Below are 18,118 nucleotides of genomic sequence, written 5' to 3'. Positions count from 1 at the left end.
CCACGCTAGATCCGCGTCGATGTCCCGTCGTCCGGCTCGGGTACGTCATCCTCGCGGAGGACCTCACCCGCCGGGCCGGACCACCCCGAGCTCGTACGCCAGCACCACGGCCTGCGTGCGGTCGCGCGCGCCGAGCTTCATGAGCACCCGGCTGACGTGCGTCTTCACCGTCGTCTCGCCGAGCCGCAGAGTGGTCGCGATCTCCGCGTTGGTGGCGCCGCCGGCCAGGAGGACCAGCACTTCGTGCTCGCGCGGGGTGAGCTGGTCCAGCCGGACGCCGGCGGCCACCGGCGCGGTGAACGTGGAGATGACCCGGCGGGTGACGGCCGGCGCGAGCAGCGCCTCCCCGGCGGCGATCACCCGGACCGCCTCGGTGAGCGCCTCCGGCGTGCCGTTCTTGAGCAGGAAGCCGCTGGCCCCGGCCCGGAGCGCGGCGAACAGGTAGTCGTCGCGGTCGAAGGTGGTCAGGATCAGCACCGACGGACCTCCCGCGGCGGCGATCCGGCGGGTCGCCTCCAGGCCGTCCATCCCGGGCATCTCGACATCCATCAGTACGACGTCCGGCCGCAGCCGCAGGGCCAGTTCGACGGCCTGGGCGCCGTCCGCCGCCTCGCCGGCCACGGTGATGTCGTCCTCCATCTCGAGGATGACCCGGAACCCGGTCCGTACCAGTTGGTGATCGTCCGCCAGAAGAACGCTGATGCTCATGACACCACCTTGGCCGGGTAGGGGATCCGGGCGCGGACCCGGTAGCCGCCGTTCGGCTGTGGACCGTGCTCCAGGGTGCCGTCGTGCACCGCCACCCGCTCGCGCATGCCGATCACGCCCAGCCCGCCGCCGCCGGCCGCTCCGCCCCGCCCGTCGTCGGTCACGTCCAGCTCGATCTGCCCGCTGAGATAGCGGACCCGTACGTCGACCGTGCTCGCCCCGGCGTGTTTGAGGGTGTTGGTCACCGCCTCCTGGACGATCCGGTAGGCGGCCTGGGACAGCGAGTCGGGCAGGGGCACCGGATCACCGTAGACGGCGTACCGGACGGCCAGTCCCGCCTCCTCGGCCCGTTCGGCGATCTCCGGCAGCCGGTCGATGCCCGCCGGGCTGCCGGCCTCCGGCGCCCCGGAGGCCCGCAGCGCGCCGAGCATCCGCCGCAGTTCGTCGACCGCGGTCCGGGCGCTCTCCTCGACGGCGGTGAGCGCGGTCCGGGCCCGGGCCGGGTCCTTGTCCATGGCCCGGCGGCAGGCGGACGCCTGGATGCCCATCACCGACACGTGGTGGGCGACCACGTCGTGCAGTTCCCGGGCGATCCGGACCCGCTCGCCGAGGACCGCCCGCTCGGCCGCCGCGGTGTGCGCGGCCCGCAGTTCGGCGGTCTGTTCCTCCAGTTCGTGGCCGTGCCGGACGCCGCGCCAGACGGCGTCACCCATCAGGTAGCAGAAGGCGAAGAAGGCCGCGTTCACCACGAACGTGTTGAACGCCACCGAAGCCTTGACCGCGGGGGCCACCGAGCCGCCCCCGTGGATGACGAAGGCGGCGGCGAGCCAGGCGAACATGGCGCCGATGATCGCCAGACGCAACAGCCGGGACCGGCCCCGGTGCCGTCCCCAGGCGCCGAGCGTGTAGATCGAGGCGAACAGCACACCGATGGTGACCTGCGCTTCCTGGGAGCCGCGGGCCTGAGCGCCGATGAAGGCCGCGGCGATCAGCACGGCCGTCACGTCGGGGTAGCGGCGGCGCACGGTCAGCGGCAGGGTGATGGCCAGCACCCAGCAGATCTGCTCGGGCAGCGGCGCGACGTCCGCGGAGTCGATGAACCCGGCGTGCCGGACGATGAAGAGGTTGAGCAGGGCGACGGCGGCGACCGCCAGGCCGGTCCACACGTCGGTGCGGCGCTGGCCGGCGGTCGGTCCGGGCCGTCGCCACTCGTCGGGGTTCACCGATGGCATGCGGTGACTGTCGCACGGACCCGTCAGATCAGGGAACGCAGATAGTCCAGGGCCCCGGCGGGTAACCGGGGCCCTGGCTTTTCAATTCTTGTGCCGGTCACTGGCCGGCGCATGTGGTCGACCGGCTGCGTGCCGCTAGCGGTCGACCGGAGTGATGGGCATCGGCTGCGATCACCTCTTGTCGGGCCGGGGACGTCTTGATTACGCGTTGCTGCGGTATCTCGTCCTCCTCCTCCAACTCGGCGACTGTGCCAGTTGCTTGTCAGCCGTGGCCGACTCATCGAATGTATGCCTGCGCAAGCCGGATTGCCACCCTCGCCGCTGTAGATTTTTTAGCCGCAAAAGTCTGACTGAGCTGGGAAAACGTTTCCCCGGGAGAGCGGCGGCGCGGGGCGGGCGCTTGCCGAAGAGAGAGGTGACCGCGCCCCACGCCGCCGCTGGGAGGTGAGTCCCGCGGGGGCGACCCGGCCGAGGAATCGCCCGCATTCAGGCTCGCACCGGCCCGGTCGCGCGGCAACGCAATTAACCCCTGTCATTGACGCCCGTAACACAGCGGAGCGATCATCACGGCATTAGTGGCTCAGGTCACAACACCTTCGGGTAGGGGGTACTCGCGTGAGCACCGACGAAGAACGGCTCGCCCAACTCGGATACAAACAGGAACTCCACCGCCGGCTCTCCGGCTTCTCGAACTTCGCTGTCTCCTTCTCGATCATCTCGATCCTGGCCGGCGCCATCACCTCGTACGGCATCGCCATGAAGGCCGGTGGACCGGTCGCCATCACGCTGGGCTGGCTCGGCGTCGGTGTCATGGTCACCTTCGTGGCGCTGGCGATGGCCGAGGTGTGCTCGGCGTACCCGACCGCGGGCGCCCTCTACTGGTGGGCCGCCGCGCTGGCCAAACGCAACAAGGCCGCCTGGGCATGGTTCATCGGGTGGTTCAACTTCCTCGGCGAGGTGGCGGTGACCGCGGCCATCGACTTCGGCGCCGCGATCACCACGGCGGCCTTCTTCAGCCTGACCCTGGGCATGGAGGTCACGGCGCTCAAGACCTTCCTGATCTTCCTGGTCATCATCGCCGTGCACGGCCTGCTGAACACCTTCGGCGTCAGCCTGGTCCGGATCCTCTCCGACGTGAGCGCCTGGTGGCACCTGGTCGGCGTCGCGGTGATCGTCGGTGTCCTCGCCGTCGTCCCGGACCAGCACAAGCCGCTCTCCGAGGTGTTCTTCGAGGTGCACAACGCCACCGGATTCACGTTCGCCGGGGCGGGCGTCTACGCCGTCCTGGTCGGTCTGCTGATGGCGCAGTACACGTACACCGGCTACGACGCCTCGGCACACGTCGCGGAGGAGACCCACGACGCGGCCCGGGCCGCCCCGCGCGGCATCGTGATGTCCGTGGTGGTGTCGGTCATCGCCGGCTTCGTGCTGCTGGTCGCGATCACCTGGTCCATCCAGGACTACGAGGGCTCGCTGGGCACCCCGCTCGGCCTGCCCCCGGCGCAGATCTTCATCGACGCGGCCGGGCACGACCTCGGTGCGTTCCTGCTGTTCATCTGCATGATCGCGCAGTGGTTCTGCGGGATGGCGTCGGTCACCGCGAACTCCCGGATGTCCTACGCCTTCGCCCGTGACGACGCGCTGCCCGGTTCGTGGATCTGGAAGAAGGTCAACCCCCGCACCGGTACGCCGACGAACTCCATCTGGCTGTGCGTGGCCCTCTCCACGCTCCTGGTCCTGCCGTCGCTCTGGAACGTGGTCGCCTACTACGCGGCCACCTCGATCGCGGTGATCGGGCTCTACATCGCCTACGTCGGCCCGGTTCTGCTGCGCCGGCTCAACCCGGACTTCCAGCCCGGCCCGTGGAGCCTCGGGAGGTGGAGCGCCCCGGTCGGCTGGATCGCGATCGTCTGGGTGGGCGTCATCTGTGTCCTCTTCGTACTGCCGCCCGGCTCGCCGATCACCGCCGAGACGTTCAACTACACGATCGTCGCGGTGGCCGTGGTGCTCGGCGCGGCCGCGATCTGGTGGTTCGCCGGGGCCCGGAAGTGGTTCACCGGACCGAAACAGAACCTGCTGGAGAAGGCCGCCCACGGCGAGTCCACGGACTGATAGGACTGTTCGCATGGATCTCGAGGAGCTGGACGTCGCCGTCGACAACGGCGGCATCGACACGGTGCTGCTGGCCCTGACCGACATGCAGGGCCGGTTGCAGGGCAAACGGCTGCACGCGCGCTACTTCATGGACGAGGTGGTGTCCGGCGGCAGTGAGGGATGCAACTATCTGCTCGCGGTCGATGTCGACATGAACACCGTCGACGGCTACGCCATGTCCTCCTGGTCCACCGGTTACGGCGACTTCGTGATGCGGCCGGACTTCTCCACCCTGCGCCGGATCCCGTGGCACCCGGGCACGGCGCTGGTCCTGGCCGACCTGTACGACGTGTCCGGGGCGCCGGTGCCGGCCTCACCCCGGCAGATCCTGCACCGCCAGCTCGACCGGCTGGCGGCGCACGGCCTGTCCGCGTACGCCGGGACCGAGCTGGAGTTCGTCCTCTACCGGGACTCGTACGAGCAGGCGTCGCAGAAGAACTACCGGGACCTGGTCCCCGCCAACCAGTACAACGTGGACTACTCGCTGCTCGGCACCGCCCGCGTGGAGCCGCTGCTGCGCCGGATCCGCAACGAGATGCACGGCGCCGGCCTGACCCCGGAGAGCGCCAAGGGCGAGTGCAACCTCGGCCAGCACGAGATCGCCTTCCGCTACTCGGACGCGCTGACCGCCGCCGACCATCACGTGGTCTACAAGAACGGGGCGAAGGAGATCGCCGCCCAGGAGGGCATGGCGCTCACCTTCATGGCCAAGCCCAACGAGCGGGAGGGCAACTCCTGCCACATCCACTTCTCGCTGCGCGACGAGAACGGGCGGTCCGCGATGCTCGGCGACGGCCCGGCCCATCTCAGCGAGACCGGGCAGCGGGTGCTGGCCGGCCTGCTCGCCACGATGCGGGAGTTCAGCCTGCTCTTCGCGCCGAACATCAACTCGTACAAGCGGTACCAGCCGGGGTCGTTCGCGCCGACCGCGCTGCGCTGGGGCGTCGACAACCGGACCTGCGCGCTGCGGATCGCCGGGCACGGGCAGGGCATGCGGGTGGAGAACCGGGTGCCGGGCGGGGACGTCAACCCGTACCTGGCGATCGCCGCCCTGGTGGCCGGTGCCCTGCACGGCATCGAGAACGAGCTGTCGCTGGAGGACGAGTTCATCGGCAACGCCTACCAGGACCCGGAGGCCGACCGGGTGCCCGGCACCCTGCGGGAGGCGACCGCGTTGTGGGCGGGAGGCGCGGTGGCGGAAACCGCGTTCGGCCCGGACGTCGTGGCCCACTACGCGAACATGGGACGGGTGGAACTGGCGGCCTACGACGCCGCGGTGACGGACTGGGAGTTGCGCCGTGGATTCGAGCGCCTCTGAGTGTGAGGATCTTGGCGTGGCGACTACAGAGGTGATCGATCCGTCGACGGGTGAGGTCTTCACGACCGTACCGTCGCTGGGTCTGGCGGAGACCGACGCCGCGATCGAGCGTGCGCGGATCGCATTCGGTGAGTGGCGCCGGGTCTCGCCCGGGGACCGGGCGCGGCTGCTGCGCCGCTTCGCGACGGTGGTCGAGGAGCACATCGAGGAGCTGGCGCGGCTGGAGGTGCGCAACGCCGGGCACACCATCGGCAACGCGCGCTGGGAGGCGGGCAACGTCCGGGACGTGCTGAACTACTACGCCGGCGCACCGGAGCGGCTGGCCGGGCGGCAGATCCCGGTGGCCGGCGGCGTGGACGTGACGTTCCACGAGCCGCTCGGCGTGGTCGGGATCATCGTGCCGTGGAACTTCCCGATGCCGATCGCCGGCTGGGGTTTCGCGCCCGCGCTGGCGGCCGGCAACACGGTGGTGCTCAAGCCGGCCGAGCTGACCCCGTCGACCGCGATCCGGCTCGGCGAGCTGGCCCTCGAGGCCGGGCTCCCGGAGAACGTGTTCCAGGTGCTGCCGGGTAAGGGCAGCGTGGTCGGGCAGCGGTTCGTCACCCACCCGGCGGTGCGGAAGGTCTGCTTCACCGGGTCCACCGAGGTCGGCAAGTCGATCATGGCGGGCTGCGCCGACCAGGTGAAACGGGTGACCCTGGAGCTCGGCGGCAAGAGTGCCAACATCGTCTTCGCGGACGCCGATCTCGACGCCGCGGCCGCCGCCGCGCCCGGCGCCGTCTTCGACAACGCCGGGCAGGACTGCTGCGCGCGCTCCCGGCTCCTGGTCCAGGAGTCGGTGTACGACAAATTCCTCGCGCTCCTCGAACCGGCCGTGCGCGGTTTCCGGGTACTCGACCCCGCCGATGACTCGTCGGAGATGGGACCGCTGATCTCCTCCGGACAGCGGGCCGCCGTCACGTCGTACCTCGAAGGCTCTGACATCGCGTTCCGCGGCACCGCGCCGGACGCGAACGGATGGTGGTTCCCGCCGACCGTGCTGCTCGCCCGCTCGAACGCGGACCGGCACTGGCGCGAGGAGATCTTCGGGCCGGTGGTGAGCGTGTTGCCGTTCCGGGACGAGGAGGACGCGATCCGGCTGGCCAACGACACCGAGTACGGGCTGTCCGGCTCGCTCTGGACCCGGGACGTGGGCCGGGCGCTGCGGGTCTCGCGGGCCGTGGAGACCGGTGCGCTGAGCGTGAACAGCAACTCCTCGGTGCGCTACTGGACCCCGTTCGGTGGCATGAAGCAATCCGGTCTCGGGCGTGAGCTCGGCCCGGACGCACTGCTGTCCTTCACGGATGTGAAGAACGTATTCATCTCAACGGGAGACTGAGTGGAACGCTTGCAGGACCGGGTCGCCGTGATCACCGGCGCCGGCAGTGGCATCGGGCTGGCGACCGCCCGGCGGTTCGCCGCGGAGGGCGCCAAGGTCGTCGCCGTGGACATCTCGGAGGACGCCGGAAAGGCCGTCGCCGCGGAGGTCGGCGGCGAGTTCGTGGCCTGTGACGTCAGCGACGAGGAGCAGGTCAAGGCACTCTTCGACGGCGTCGTGGAACGGCACGGCCGGATCGACATCGCCTTCAACAACGCCGGCATCTCGCCGCCCGACGACGACTCGATCCTGGTCACCGGCCTGGACGCCTGGGAGCGCGTGCTCAAGGTCAACACCACGAGCGTCTTCTTCTGCTGCAAGTACGCGATCCCGCACATGCAGCGGCAGGGCAAGGGCTCGATCATCAACACCGCCTCGTTCGTGGCCCTGCTCGGCGCGGCCACCTCGCAGATCGCCTACACCGCCAGCAAGGGCGGTGTGCTGGCGATGACCCGCGAGCTGGGCGTGCAGTTCGCCCGCGAGGGCATCCGGATCAACGCGCTCTGTCCCGGGCCGGTGGCCACGCCGCTGCTCATGGAGCTGTTCGCCAAGGACCCTGAGCGGGCCGCCCGGCGGCTGGTGCACGTGCCGATGGGCCGGTTCGCCGAGCCGGACGAGATCGCCGCCGCGGTGGCGTTCCTGGCCAGCGACGACGCGTCGTTCATGACGGCGTCGCAGTTCGTCGTCGACGGCGGGATCACCGGAGCGTACGTAACGCCGCTGTGACGCGTTTGCCGACCCGCTACGGTGGGAAGGGAAACCCTGACACCCAGCTCAGCCAGGCGGCGAGGGGTGTCGGGGCCGAATCCCCGTCCGCACAGGTTCAGATCCCGTGTGGGTGGGACAGAAGGGCCCGTGACGCGGCGCCGGTTCACCCGGCGCCGCGCGCCTGTGACTACGGTGGTGCGATGCGTCCGATCATCGGCATAACGTCCTATGTGCTGCCCGCGACGTGGGGCGTCTGGGTCGATCTGGAGTCCGCGCTGGTGCCGAACGACTACGTCGAGGCGGTTCGGCGGGCCGGTGGCCGGGCGGTGCTGCTGCCGCCCGACGATCTCGACACGGACGTGCTCGACCGGCTCGACGGCCTGGTGCTGGCCGGCGGCCCGGATGTGCAGCCGGTCCGGTACGGCCAGGAGCCGCACCCGGCCACCGTCGCCCAGCCGGAACGCGACGTGGCCGAGCTGGCGCTGCTCCGCGGGGCCCTGGACCGGGACCTGCCGCTGCTCGGCGTCTGCCGGGGCATGCAGCTGCTCACCGTGGCGGCCGGCGGCAGCCTGCACCAGCATCTGCCCGACGTGCTGGGCCACGAGAAGCACCGCCCGGGCCCGGGGATCTACGGTTCGCAGTCCGCGCGGTTCGCTCCGGGCAGCCGGATCGCCGCGCTGATGGGCGATGACCCGACCATCAACTGCTTCCACCATCAGGGGGTCGCCGACCCCGGACCACTGACCGTCACCGGCTGGGCGCCCGACGGACTGCCCGAGGCGGTCGAGGATCCGGATCGGAGGTTCGTCCTCGGTGTCCAGTGGCATCCGGAGGTCGGCCGGGACCGGCGTCTCTTCGGCGCCCTGGTGGCGGCGGCCACGAAGGAGAGCACCGGAACATGCGCAGACCGCTGATCGGCCTCACCGCCTACGCCGAGCAGGTGCAGTACGGCCGGAACGACCTGTTGGCCGGGATGCTGCCGATGACCTACGTGAAGGCGGTGCACGCCACCGGAGGCCGGGCCGTCCTGATCACCCCCGACGATCCCGGCACCGACGTGCTGGAGGCCCTGGACGGCATCGTGTTCTGCGGCGGCGGAGACATCGACCCGGCGAACTGGGGCGCCCCGCCGCACCCGGCCACCGAGGTCGACAAGGTCCGCGACCTGTCCGAGCTGATGCTGATGCGCGCCGCCCTGGACGCCGGCCTGCCGATGCTGGGCGTCTGCCGCGGCATGCAGATGATGGCCGTGGCCACCGGCGGCTCGCTGCACCAGCACCTGCCGGACCTGGTCGGGCACGAGCGGCACCGGGCCGCCCCGGGCACCGACCCGCTGGCCGCCAACGCCTCCGACTACGGCCGGCACGACGTGGTGATCGAGGACGAGACGCTGGCGCACCGCCTGTTCGGCCGCAGTCTCACGGTGAACTCGTTCCACCATCAGGCGGTCGCCGACCCGGGTGCGTTCCTCCCGGTCGGCTGGTGCCCCGACGACCGGGTCATCGAGATCGTCGAGCACCCCGGCCCGGCGTTCGCGCTCGGCGTGCAGTGGCACCCCGAGCGGACCAACGACCTGCGGCCCTTCGAGGCACTGGTCGAGGCGGCGGTGCGGGGACGGGCCGTCGCCGCCTGATGAGCGGACCGGCCGGTCCGGTGTTAACGTGCCACGGGACCGGGTGTGCCGCCCGCGTCCGGTGATCCGTGGGAGGCATGCATGGGTGCCCTGCCGAGGCGGCTGCGCAACGCCTTCGAGCGGGGCGGCGAGATGGGCGCCCGGATGTCCGCGCTGGACTGGTCCACGAGCCCGATCGGTGAGCCGTCCACCTGGCCGCCCGAGCTGACCGGCGCGGTGTCCACGATGCTCGCCTCCCGGGCCCAGATCATCATCTTCTGGGGGCCGGAGTACGCCACCCTCTACAACGACGCCTACATCCCGGTGGTGGGCGGCAAGCACCCGGACTTCCTGGGCAGTCCCGGCCGGGACCTGTGGGCCGAGGCCTGGGACGTGCTGAACCCGCTCTTCGACGGGGTGCTCGCGAACGACTCGTCGTTCTACGCCCGGGACCACATGTTCATGATCGAGCGGAACGGGTTCCTCGAGGAGACGTACTTCGACATCTCGTACGACCCGATCCGCTCCGGCGACGGCACACCCGGCGGGGTCATGTGCATCGTCACCGAGACCACCGGCCGGGTGCTCGGCGAGCGGCGCGTCCGGACCCTCAGCGCCCTGGGCCGCCGCCTGGCCGACTCGCCGGACCAGGACGCGCTCGCCGCCGAGGCCGCCGCGGTGCTCACCGAGAACGGCGCCGACGTGCCGTTCGCCGCGCTGGTCCTGGACGACCAGGACCCGCACCCGGCGATCCGGGCGGTCCGTTCCGGCGGCCGTCCCGGCCTGGTCGCGCTCGCCGACCTCACCGAGCCCGGGCCGTCGGCCGCCGCGGAGGCGCTGGTGCTGCCGATCGGCGTGGCGGCGGACACGGTCGGCGCGCTGGTCGTCGGGGTGAGCCGGTTTCTCGCGCTGGACGGCGACTACCGGGACTTCCTCGATCTGGCCGCCGCGCAGATCTCCCGGGCGGTGGCCAACGTGCGGGCGTACGAGCAGGAGCGCCGCCGGGCCGCCGAGCTGGCCACCCTGGACCAGGCCAAGACCAACTTCTTCTCGAACGTGAGCCACGAGTTCCGTACCCCGTTGACGTTGATCCTCGGCCCGATCGAGGACCTGCTCGACGATCCGGCGCTGGACGGGCCGCTGCGTGACCGGCTCACCCCGGTGCACCGCAACGGGCTGCGCCTGCTCAGACTGGTCAACACGGTGCTCGACTTCTCCCGGATGGAGTCCGGGCGGATGCGGGCCGTCTACCGGCCGACCGACCTGGCCGGGCACACCGCGCGGCTGGCCGGCACGTTCCGGCCCGCCATCGAGCGGGCCGGGCTGACGCTCACCGTCGACACCCCGCCGCTCGGCGAACCGGTCCACGTCGACCACGAGCTGTGGGAGAAGATCGTCTTCAACCTGCTCTCCAACGCGGTCAAGTTCACCCGTGAGGGCGGCGTCGAGGTCCGGGTCCGGGCCGTGGACGGGCACGCCGTGCTCGCCGTCCGGGACTCCGGGGTCGGCATCCCGGCCGGCCAGCGGCCGCTGCTGTTCGACCGGTTCCACCGGGTTACCGGGGCCTGGTCCCGCAGCCACGAGGGCACCGGCATCGGGCTGGCGCTGGTCCGTGAGCTGGCCGGGCTGCACGGCGGATCGGTCGGCGTGACCAGCGAGGTCGGGGTGGGCAGCGAGTTCACCGTGCGGATCCCGTTCGGCACGGCCCACCTGCCGCCGGACCGGATCACCGACGACCCGGCGGCGCCCGGCGAGACGGCCGAGCCGCTGCTCTGGGTGGACGAGGCGACCTGGTGGGCGGGGGACGGCCCGGAGGCGCCGCAGCCGGTGGGGCACGGCGTGGGCGGCCGGATCCTGCTCGTCGACGACAACGCCGATCTGCGTGAACACGTCTCGCGGCTGCTCCGGCCGTACTGGGAGGTGGTCACCGCGGCGGACGGGCCGAACGCGCTGGACCTGGCCGCCGAGCACCAGTTCGACCTGGTGCTGACCGACGTCATGATGCCCCGGCTCGACGGTTTCGGGCTGATCGCCCGGTTGCGCGCCGACGAGCGCACCCGGGACGTGCCGATCGTGGTGCTGTCCGCCCGCGCCGGTGAGGAGGCGGCGGTCGAAGGGCTCGCCGCCGGCGCCGACGACTACCTGGTCAAGCCGTTCTCCACCCGGGAGCTGATCGCCCGGGTCCGGGCCAACCTGGAGCTCGGCCAGCTGCGCCGGCGGACCGTCAGCCGGCTGCGCGGGCTGGTCGACGCGGCCGCCGCGCTCAACGCGGTGCCGACCACCGCCGAGGTCCTCGACGTCGCGGCCCGGCACGTGCTCACCATGACCTCGGCCGGGCGGGTGGTGCTGACCGTGCCGGGTGCCCGGGCCGAGCGCGACGGCGGCGCCCTGGCGGGCGCGCAGGCGGACATGGTGCTGCCGCTGCCGGACACCGCCGGGCCGCCCCTGGGCGAGCTGCGGGTCTGGGCCGGCCCGGACGGGTCCGCCGAGCCGGCGGTGCTCACCCAGCTGGCCCGGCTGGTCGGGCTGCGGCTGGCCAACGCACGGCTCTACGAGGCCGAGCACCGGATCGCCTCGACCCTCCAGCACAGCCTGCTGCCGCAGTCGCTGCCCCGGGTGCCGGGCGCCCTGGTGGCCGGCCGGTACGTGCCGGGCAGCAGCGAGGCGCGGGTCGGCGGCGACTGGTACGACGTGATCCCCGGCCCGGACGGCGAGCTGTTCCTGGTGATCGGCGACGTGGTCGGCAAGGGCGTGCAGGCGGCCGCCGGCATGGGGCAGCTGCGTAACGCGCTGCGGGCGTACCTGTTGGAGGGTTTCGACTGCGGCACCGCGCTGACCCGGCTCAACCGGCTGGTCGACACGCTGGGCCGGCGGCAGTTCGCGACCGTCCTCTGTGTCGGCTTCGACCCGCGGACCCGCCGGGTGCGCTACTCGTCGGCCGGCCACCCGTCGCCGGTCGTGGTCGCCCCCGGCGAGCGGGGCACCTTCCTGTACGGCGCGGCACTGGGCCCGCCGATCGGGGCGCTCGGCTCGGTCACCTATCCCACCCGGGAGACGTCCCTGACCGCCGGGGCGCGCCTGCTGCTCTACACCGACGGCCTGATCGAGGACCGCCGGGAGGGCATCGACACCGGCCTGGCCGGGCTGACCGTGGACGCGGCCGTTCCCGCCGACCACATCGACGACCTGCTGGACGCGCTGCTCGCCGAGGCGGCCCGGCACACCCGGCACGACGACATCGCCCTGGTCGCCCTGGAGGTGACCGAGCCGCGCGAGTTCGTGCTGCGGCTGCCCGCCGAGCCGGGCCGGCTGACCGTGCTGCGCCGGCGCCTGGAGGACTTCCTGGCCGCGCACCGGGTGCCCGAGGCGGACGCCTTCGACCTGGTGGTGGCGGTCTCCGAGGCGGCCGCGAACGCCATCGAGCATCCGGTCGACCCGGCCGAGCCGGTGATCGTCGTGACCGCGTCGCTCGACGACGGCACGGTGACCGTGACGGTACGCGACACCGGAGGCTGGCGCCCGGCCACCGACCCCGGCTTCCGCGGCCGTGGCCTGGCCCTGATCGGCGCCCTCACCGACCTGTCGGTGCACCGTGGAGTGGACGGCACCGAGGTCACCCTGCGCCGTTTCCTTACGGCGCCCTGAGCCAGGGCTGGTCGCCGAGCCCGGAGATGTCCAGCACCCGGCGCACCCGGTCGGAGGGGTAGACGTCGAGGGCGCCCGGATAGTGGTCGGCCAGGCGGATCAGCGTGTGGATGGCCGCCGAGTCGAAGAAGGTCACGGCCCGCAGGTCGACCGAGGCGGAGGTGACCCGGTCCGGGGTGGCGGCCTGGAACAGCGCGTCGGCGGTCGCCATGTCGACCTCACCGGTCACCGTGACGGCGACCCGGTCACCGGTCACCTCGCCGACCGCCGAGAAGTTCGGGTCCAGGCCCTCTTGATCCACGAGCACACGATTTCACAGGGGCCCGGGGGCGGCAAGGACGGGGCCGATCGGCTCCGGCGTGGCCGGTTAGGCTGTGGTCATGACCGTACGTGCCCCTCTCGTGCCGGGAAAGCAGTCGCCCTGGCGGTCGGTCCCGGCGCACATCGTCCGCCCTGAGTACGTGGGCAAGAAGCGCCCGCGTGAATGGAGCGGCTCGCATGTCCAGACGCCCGAGACCATCGAGAAGATGCGGGTCGCCGGCCGGATCGCGGCGCAGGCCACACAGCTGGCCGGTGAGCACTGCAAACCGGGCGTGACGACCGACGAGATCGACCGGGTGGTGCACGAGTTCCTGCTCGACCACGACGCCTATCCGTCGACGCTGGGCTACAAGGGCTTCCCGAAGTCCTGCTGCACATCGCTCAACGAGGTGATCTGCCACGGCATCCCGGACTCCACGGTCCTGGAGGACGGCGACATCATCAACGTGGACGTCACGGCGTACCTCGACGGGGTGCACGGCGACACCGACGCCACCTTCTGCGTGGGCGACGTCAGCGAGGAGGCGCGGCTGCTGGTCGAGCGCACCCACGAGGCGATGATGCGGGGCATCCGCGCGGTCGCCCCGGGCCGCCCGATCAACGCCATCGGGCGGGTCATCGAGGCGTACGCGCGGCGGTTCGGCTACGGCGTGGTCCGTGACTTCACCGGCCACGGCATCGGTGAGGCGTTCCACTCCGGGCTGTACGTTCCGCACTACGACAACCCGCAGCTCACCACGGTGATGGAACCCGGTATGACGTTCACCGTCGAGCCGATGATCACTCTGGGCACCCATGAGTACGACATCTGGCGCGACGGCTGGACGGTCGTCACGAAGGACCGGAAGTGGACCGCCCAGTTCGAGCACACGCTGGTGGTCACCGAGGACGGTTACGAGATCCTGACCCTGCCCTGACCGGGGCCCTCAGTCGAAGAGCGCGCCGAGCCGGCCGTCCACCGGGCGGCCGCGGGCGGTCAGCTCCTCGGCCTGGTACTTGAGGATCGCCCCCAGCTCCTGCATGTCGGCCGCGGCCACGCCGGTGCGCTTGACCGCGTCCGCCGTGTTGCGGAAGTGGGTGCGGGTGAGCAGACCGGCGACCAGGGCGGCGTGCAGCCGGGCCTCGGCCATCAGGATCATGGCGTCGTCGGTGTCGTACCACTGGGTCAGGCGCGCCGCCCGGGTGTGCGCGCCGTTGGCCACCGCCCAGTCCTGCCGGGCCAGGCCGGTGAACTCCATCGGCCGGGCCTCGGAGAGCAGCGACAGGTGGGCCTCCCGCCGGTCGGCGAACCAGTTCTGCGGGTCGTGGAGCGGGAACGTGGTGAGGTAGCCGTCGGCCAGCAGCGGCCATCTCGGGGTGAGCTGCCGGGCCTGCCCCAGCCCCTCCTCCGCGGTGATCACCCGCAGGTCGACCGGGATGCCGTCGACCTTGCGCATCGCCGGCTTGGGGCCGGTCTTGGGCCGGTAGGTGACCACCAGGACGTTGACGTCGCTGCTCTCGTTGTCGTCGCCGTGCGCCATCGAGCCGGACAGACCGATCGCCTGCACCTCGGCGGACCACCGCTCCTGGACGGCGTCACCCAACCGGATCGCGAGCGAACCGCGGGGCGAGGAGGCGTCGAGCTCGTCGATCACGACCCCATTGTCGGCCATTCACGTTTCCGGAGTGGCCCGATCCTCAGCCCGGCCTACCGGGGAAGGGCATCGTCAGTGGTGTGACCTCGGCGATCCGGCGCCACCGTGTCGCACGAACTGCGGAGTCGGTCAAATACGACAGTGAGTCGACGCGGTCGGCACCCTCGGTCACCGGCAGCAGGGCACGCCAGGCCTGGGCCACGCCGTCCTCCACGTGCACCGCCAGCTTCAGGGCGCTCTCCCGGTCGGTCACCTCGAAGGGCAGTTGGTAGGCCGCGGGCGCGGGCGCGGTGCTGGCCTGGATCCGGTCCAGCCGGTCCACCAGCTCGTCGCGCCGGCGCCGGTGTTCGAGTTCACAGGCGCGGGCCCGGGACACCTCGTCGGCGTCGGTCAGGTGCACCCCGATCACGCCGTACGCATAGATGGCCGCCTCCTCGGCGGCGAGGGCGGCGGCGAGTTGTTCCGTCACGCCGTGGACAGTAACCCGTCAGCGCAGCGCTTCGGCATGAGTGGCCCGGCAGGCCGCGATCGAGCCGGTCAGCCCGGCCCGTTCCGGGGTGGCCGCCTTGCACGCCGCCACCGCCGTCCGCTGCGCGGCCTGCTCGGCCTTACGCAGCGTGGCCGTGGTTTCGCCCGCGCCGGCCGGGGCCGAGGAGGACGGCGCGACCGAGGGCGCGGCCGTGCCGATCACCCGGGTCAGTTCGGCCGCGTGTGCCCGGTGGTCGTCGGCCAGCGGGGTCAGCCGGGCGGCCAGCGAGGCGTCGGCGAGGATCGCCCGGTCGTACGCCGCGGCCAGCGCCAGGGCCTCGTTCAGCAGGGGTTGCAGCGGGTCGGGCTGCGGCTCGGGCTCGGGTCCGGAGTCCAGGAGCCCGCAGCCGGCCAGGGCGGCGGAGCTCAGCGCCGCCCCGAGGAGCAGCCGCCGTGAAGTCGATAGCACGCGGCCAGTCAACACCATTCGGTGCGGCGCTGCTCCGACCCGCCCACCGGCGCGTTACGCTCAGCGTCAGCCGCGGGGCCGCATCGTGCCCGGCGGCATATAGTCGTTCCTGCGATAAAGCTAGCGAGAGGTCGAGCCCGATGACGCAGCGTGGTCGCGCCGGGTCCCGGCCCGGTGGGCGCCCCGGCAACCGCCGTTCCCGGCCGGAGCCGGAGACACGTAGTACCCCGTCCCTGCCCCGCGTCGATCTGAGCGCCGCCCGCGCCCGGATCCGCGAGGTGATCGAGCCGGTGGTCGCCAAGGCCGGCTACGACCTGGAGGACCTGACCCTGTCCCGGGCCGGCCGCCGGTTCGTGGTCCGGGTGCTGATCGACACCGACGGCGGCGTCGGGCTGGACGATGTGGCGGTGGTCTCCCGGGAGATCTCCGAGGCGCTCGACCTGGCCGATGAGTCCGGCGGCGAGCTGCTCGCCGGGGAGTACCAGCTGGAGGTCGGCTCCCCGGGCATCGACCGGCCGCTGACAGAGCCACGGCACTGGCGCCGCAACATCGGCCGCCTGGTGGCGGTCGGCGGCCTCACCGGGCGGGTGCTCTCCGTCGCCGACACGGGTGTGGCGCTGGACGTGGACGGGACGACCCGGGAGCTGGCGTGGGCCGATCTCGGGGCCGGCAAGGTCCAGATCGAGTTCAAGCGCATGGACGAGGCCGACTTCGGTGACGAGGACGGCGAAGAAGACGACGACGAAGGGGAGGGCGAGGAATGAACATCGACCTCGCGGCGCTGCGCGCCCTGGAGCGCGAGCGGGAGATCCCGTTCGAGACCATCCTGGCGGCCATCGAGACCGCTCTGCTGACCGCCTACCGGCACACCGAGGGCGCGGAGAGTCACGCCCGGGTGGACATCGACCGCCGGAGCGGCGTCGCCTCCGTCCTGGCGCAGGAGCTGGACGCGGACGGCACGTTGGTCCGGGAGTGGGACGACACCCCGCACGACTTCGGCCGCATCGCGGCGATGACCGCCAAGCAGGTGATCCTCCAGCGTCTCCGGGAGGCCACCGACGAGCAGCACTTCGGGGAGTACGCGGGACGCGACGGCGACCTGGTCACCGGCGTGGTGCAGGCGGACGCGGCCCGGGCCGAGAAGAACATCGTGACGGTGGACCTCGGCAAGCTGGAGGCGGTGCTGCCGCAGTCCGAGCAGGTGCCGGGGGAGACCTACCCGCACGGCACCCGGATCCGCTGCATCGTGGTGCACGTGGCCAAGGGCTTCCGCGGCCCGCAGATCACCCTGTCCCGCTCGCACCCGGCCCTGGTGAAGAAGCTGTTCGCCCTGGAGGTGCCGGAGATCGCGGACGGCACCGTGGAGATCGCCGCCATCGCACGTGAGGCAGGTCACCGTACGAAGATCGCGGTGCGCTCGACCGTTTCGGGCGTCAATGCGAAGGGTGCCTGTATCGGCCCGATGGGCCAGCGGGTCCGCGCGGTGATGAGCGAGCTGCACGGCGAGAAGATCGACATCATCGACTGGTCGGACGACCCGGCCCAGTTCGTCGGCAACGCGCTCTCACCGGCCAAGGCCCTGCGGGTCGAGGTGGTCGACGCGGCCAGCCGAACGGCCCGGGTGACCGTGCCCGATTTCCAGCTCTCCCTGGCCATCGGCAGGGAGGGGCAGAACGCCCGTCTGGCCGCCCGTCTCACCGGATGGCGCATCGACATCCGTCCGGACAGCGAGCCGGCCGGAGTCTCGGACCGTGATGCGGCCGAGGCGGGGAACTGACCGGATACGCGGTCGGCGCGATCGAGGGGTAGACTTGGCCTCGGTCGGCCCGACGCGAACCTGCGTCGGCTGCCGCAATCGCGCGCCGGCCGCTTCATTGCTGCGGTTCGTCGCGGCAGAATCGGAGGGAAACCTCCGGCTTCTGCCCGATCCGAGTCGCCGACTGCCGGGGCGGGGAGCTCATCTACATCCCGATCCGGCCTGCTTCTCGCAGGCAGAGCGACGACGTGCCTTCGGGCGTGCGTTGCGTCTCGCTGGTTTTGCTGACCCAGAGCTGCTTGCGGAGCACATCCGTACGGTCTCCGTGCCGTCCGGATCCACCGATGGCGAAGCGTCGCCGCTTCGTCACGACCCAGCAAGGTAGGACGACCCAGATGAGCACACGATGAAGTCCCTGAAATGAACAGGCTTCTAGTGCACGAGTGAGGTCTGTGCGGGTGCTGCTCGCACGACCTCGAAGTGAGGAGTGCAGTGCCAGGCAAGGCCCGCGTACACGAGCTCGCCAAGGAGCTCGGGGTCGACAGCAAGACCGTTCTCGCCACGTTGAAAGAGATGGGCGAGTTCGTTAAGTCCGCGTCCAGCACCGTCGAGGCCCCTGTGGCCCGGCGGCTCCGTGGCGCCCTTGAGCAGGGTGGCGCCATTCCGGCGTCCCCGT

General features: G+C 71.5%; 17 protein-coding genes and 1 pseudogene. 12 read left to right on the top strand and 6 right to left on the bottom strand.

Going from position 1 to position 18,118, the window contains the following annotated elements:
- Nucleotides 1-63 precede the first annotated feature (63 nt).
- Both BJ964_RS04095 and BJ964_RS04090 read right to left on the bottom strand, forming a co-directional pair.
- Nucleotides 64-708 (bottom strand): response regulator, encoded by a 645-nt coding sequence (locus BJ964_RS04095; protein ID WP_188119428.1) that lies wholly within the window; start codon nt 706-708, stop codon nt 64-66.
- Nucleotides 705-1,940: a sensor histidine kinase gene (locus BJ964_RS04090; RefSeq protein ID WP_188119427.1), complete on the bottom strand. Its 1,236-nt coding sequence runs from the start codon at nt 1,938-1,940 to the stop codon at nt 705-707. Before BJ964_RS04090 ends, BJ964_RS04095 begins: the two co-directional genes overlap by 4 nt.
- A 615-nt stretch (nt 1,941-2,555) precedes the next feature.
- On the opposite strand from BJ964_RS04090, the gene BJ964_RS04085 reads away from it, so the two are divergent.
- The 7 genes from BJ964_RS04085 to BJ964_RS04055 all read left to right on the top strand — a co-directional run bounded on the left by BJ964_RS04085 (nt 2,556) and on the right by BJ964_RS04055 (nt 12,794).
- On the top strand, nt 2,556-4,052 hold the full coding sequence (locus BJ964_RS04085) for an amino acid permease (RefSeq protein WP_188119426.1): 1,497 nt from the start codon (nt 2,556-2,558) through the stop codon (nt 4,050-4,052).
- A 13-nt stretch (nt 4,053-4,065) separates the two neighbouring features.
- Nucleotides 4,066-5,412, top strand: a complete 1,347-nt coding sequence (locus BJ964_RS04080) for a glutamine synthetase family protein (RefSeq protein ID WP_188119425.1) — start codon at nt 4,066-4,068, stop codon at nt 5,410-5,412.
- Between the two features lie 16 nt (nt 5,413-5,428).
- The gene (locus tag BJ964_RS04075; protein WP_188119424.1) at nt 5,429-6,790 is read left to right on the top strand and encodes an aldehyde dehydrogenase family protein; all 1,362 of its coding nucleotides are present in this window, start codon (nt 5,429-5,431) and stop codon (nt 6,788-6,790) included.
- Complete coding sequence (locus tag BJ964_RS04070) at nt 6,791-7,555, top strand: 3-oxoacyl-ACP reductase (protein ID WP_188119423.1); 765 nt, start codon at nt 6,791-6,793, stop codon at nt 7,553-7,555. It begins immediately after the preceding gene.
- 182 nt (nt 7,556-7,737) lie between these two features.
- Entirely contained in the window at nt 7,738-8,451 is a 714-nt protein-coding gene (locus tag BJ964_RS04065; RefSeq protein WP_188119422.1) for a gamma-glutamyl-gamma-aminobutyrate hydrolase family protein, read from the top strand.
- Nucleotides 8,436-9,170 carry a gamma-glutamyl-gamma-aminobutyrate hydrolase family protein gene (locus BJ964_RS04060; RefSeq protein ID WP_188119421.1) on the top strand — a complete coding sequence of 245 codons (735 nt, stop codon included), beginning with the start codon at nt 8,436-8,438 and terminating at the stop codon, nt 9,168-9,170. Before BJ964_RS04065 ends, BJ964_RS04060 begins: the two co-directional genes overlap by 16 nt.
- An 81-nt stretch (nt 9,171-9,251) precedes the next feature.
- Nucleotides 9,252-12,794, top strand: a complete 3,543-nt coding sequence (locus tag BJ964_RS04055) for a SpoIIE family protein phosphatase (protein ID WP_188119420.1) — start codon at nt 9,252-9,254, stop codon at nt 12,792-12,794.
- Here the strand turns inward: BJ964_RS04055 and BJ964_RS04050 are convergent.
- The gene (locus BJ964_RS04050) at nt 12,781-13,095 is read right to left on the bottom strand and encodes an STAS domain-containing protein (RefSeq protein ID WP_188119419.1); all 315 of its coding nucleotides are present in this window, start codon (nt 13,093-13,095) and stop codon (nt 12,781-12,783) included. The genes BJ964_RS04055 and BJ964_RS04050 overlap by 14 nt on opposite strands.
- Before the next feature lie 79 nt (nt 13,096-13,174).
- Here BJ964_RS04050 and map point away from each other — a divergent pair, with 79 nt between their 5' ends.
- Entirely contained in the window at nt 13,175-14,032 is an 858-nt protein-coding gene (gene map, locus BJ964_RS04045) for a type I methionyl aminopeptidase (RefSeq protein ID WP_188119418.1), read from the top strand.
- A 9-nt stretch (nt 14,033-14,041) separates the two neighbouring features.
- Here map and BJ964_RS04040 read toward each other — a convergent pair whose 3' ends face one another.
- From BJ964_RS04040 to BJ964_RS04030, 3 genes are read right to left on the bottom strand one after another with little or no spacing between them, the layout of a single operon-like run.
- Nucleotides 14,042-14,749, bottom strand: coding sequence for a nucleotidyltransferase domain-containing protein (locus BJ964_RS04040; RefSeq protein WP_229806557.1), 708 nt, complete (start codon nt 14,747-14,749; stop codon nt 14,042-14,044).
- Between the two features lie 43 nt (nt 14,750-14,792).
- Nucleotides 14,793-15,218 carry a ferritin-like domain-containing protein gene (locus BJ964_RS04035; protein WP_188119416.1) on the bottom strand — a complete coding sequence of 142 codons (426 nt, stop codon included), beginning with the start codon at nt 15,216-15,218 and terminating at the stop codon, nt 14,793-14,795.
- Between the two features lie 18 nt (nt 15,219-15,236).
- On the bottom strand, nt 15,237-15,686 hold the full coding sequence (locus BJ964_RS04030) for a hypothetical protein (RefSeq protein WP_229806556.1): 450 nt from the start codon (nt 15,684-15,686) through the stop codon (nt 15,237-15,239).
- A gap of 140 nt (nt 15,687-15,826) precedes the next feature.
- Between BJ964_RS04030 and rimP the strand changes: the two genes are divergently transcribed.
- The 4 genes and pseudogenes from rimP to BJ964_RS49490 form a co-directional block, all read left to right on the top strand.
- Nucleotides 15,827-16,450: a ribosome maturation factor RimP gene (rimP, locus tag BJ964_RS04025; protein ID WP_188119414.1), complete on the top strand. Its 624-nt coding sequence runs from the start codon at nt 15,827-15,829 to the stop codon at nt 16,448-16,450.
- Nucleotides 16,447-17,463: a transcription termination factor NusA gene (nusA, locus tag BJ964_RS04020; RefSeq protein ID WP_188119413.1), complete on the top strand. Its 1,017-nt coding sequence runs from the start codon at nt 16,447-16,449 to the stop codon at nt 17,461-17,463. Before rimP ends, nusA begins: the two co-directional genes overlap by 4 nt.
- Nucleotides 17,441-17,827, top strand: coding sequence for a YlxR family protein (locus tag BJ964_RS04015; protein WP_229806608.1), 387 nt, complete (start codon nt 17,441-17,443; stop codon nt 17,825-17,827). The genes nusA and BJ964_RS04015 overlap by 23 nt, the downstream gene beginning before the upstream one ends.
- 107 nt (nt 17,828-17,934) lie before the next feature.
- Nucleotides 17,935-18,085: pseudogene (locus BJ964_RS49490) on the top strand (translation initiation factor IF-2 N-terminal domain-containing protein); the annotation flags it as partial.
- Nucleotides 18,086-18,118: the final 33 nt, after the last annotated feature.

Source organism: Actinoplanes lobatus (genome assembly GCF_014205215.1).
Classification (GTDB): Bacteria; Actinomycetota; Actinomycetes; order Mycobacteriales; family Micromonosporaceae; genus Actinoplanes; species Actinoplanes lobatus.
The sequence above is the reverse complement of the archived record's forward strand: the minus strand, read 5'-3'. Positions and strand labels throughout refer to the sequence as shown.

What these genes read in the sequence shown, in the direction of transcription:
- BJ964_RS04095 (WP_188119428.1), bottom strand. Translation starts at nt 708, where the DNA reads ATGAGCATCAGCGTTCTTCTGGCGGACGATCACCAACTGGTACGGACC.
- BJ964_RS04090 (WP_188119427.1), bottom strand. Translation starts at nt 1,940, where the DNA reads ATGCCATCGGTGAACCCCGACGAGTGGCGACGGCCCGGACCGACCGCC.
- BJ964_RS04080 (WP_188119425.1), top strand. Translation starts at nt 4,066, where the DNA reads ATGGATCTCGAGGAGCTGGACGTCGCCGTCGACAACGGCGGCATCGAC.
- BJ964_RS04065 (WP_188119422.1), top strand. Translation starts at nt 7,738, where the DNA reads ATGCGTCCGATCATCGGCATAACGTCCTATGTGCTGCCCGCGACGTGG.
- BJ964_RS04060 (WP_188119421.1), top strand. Translation starts at nt 8,436, where the DNA reads ATGCGCAGACCGCTGATCGGCCTCACCGCCTACGCCGAGCAGGTGCAG.
- BJ964_RS04055 (WP_188119420.1), top strand. Translation starts at nt 9,252, where the DNA reads ATGGGTGCCCTGCCGAGGCGGCTGCGCAACGCCTTCGAGCGGGGCGGC.
- map (WP_188119418.1), top strand. Translation starts at nt 13,175, where the DNA reads ATGACCGTACGTGCCCCTCTCGTGCCGGGAAAGCAGTCGCCCTGGCGG.
- rimP (WP_188119414.1), top strand. Translation starts at nt 15,827, where the DNA reads ATGACGCAGCGTGGTCGCGCCGGGTCCCGGCCCGGTGGGCGCCCCGGC.
- nusA (WP_188119413.1), top strand. Translation starts at nt 16,447, where the DNA reads ATGAACATCGACCTCGCGGCGCTGCGCGCCCTGGAGCGCGAGCGGGAG.
- BJ964_RS04015 (WP_229806608.1), top strand. Translation starts at nt 17,441, where the DNA reads ATGCGGCCGAGGCGGGGAACTGACCGGATACGCGGTCGGCGCGATCGA.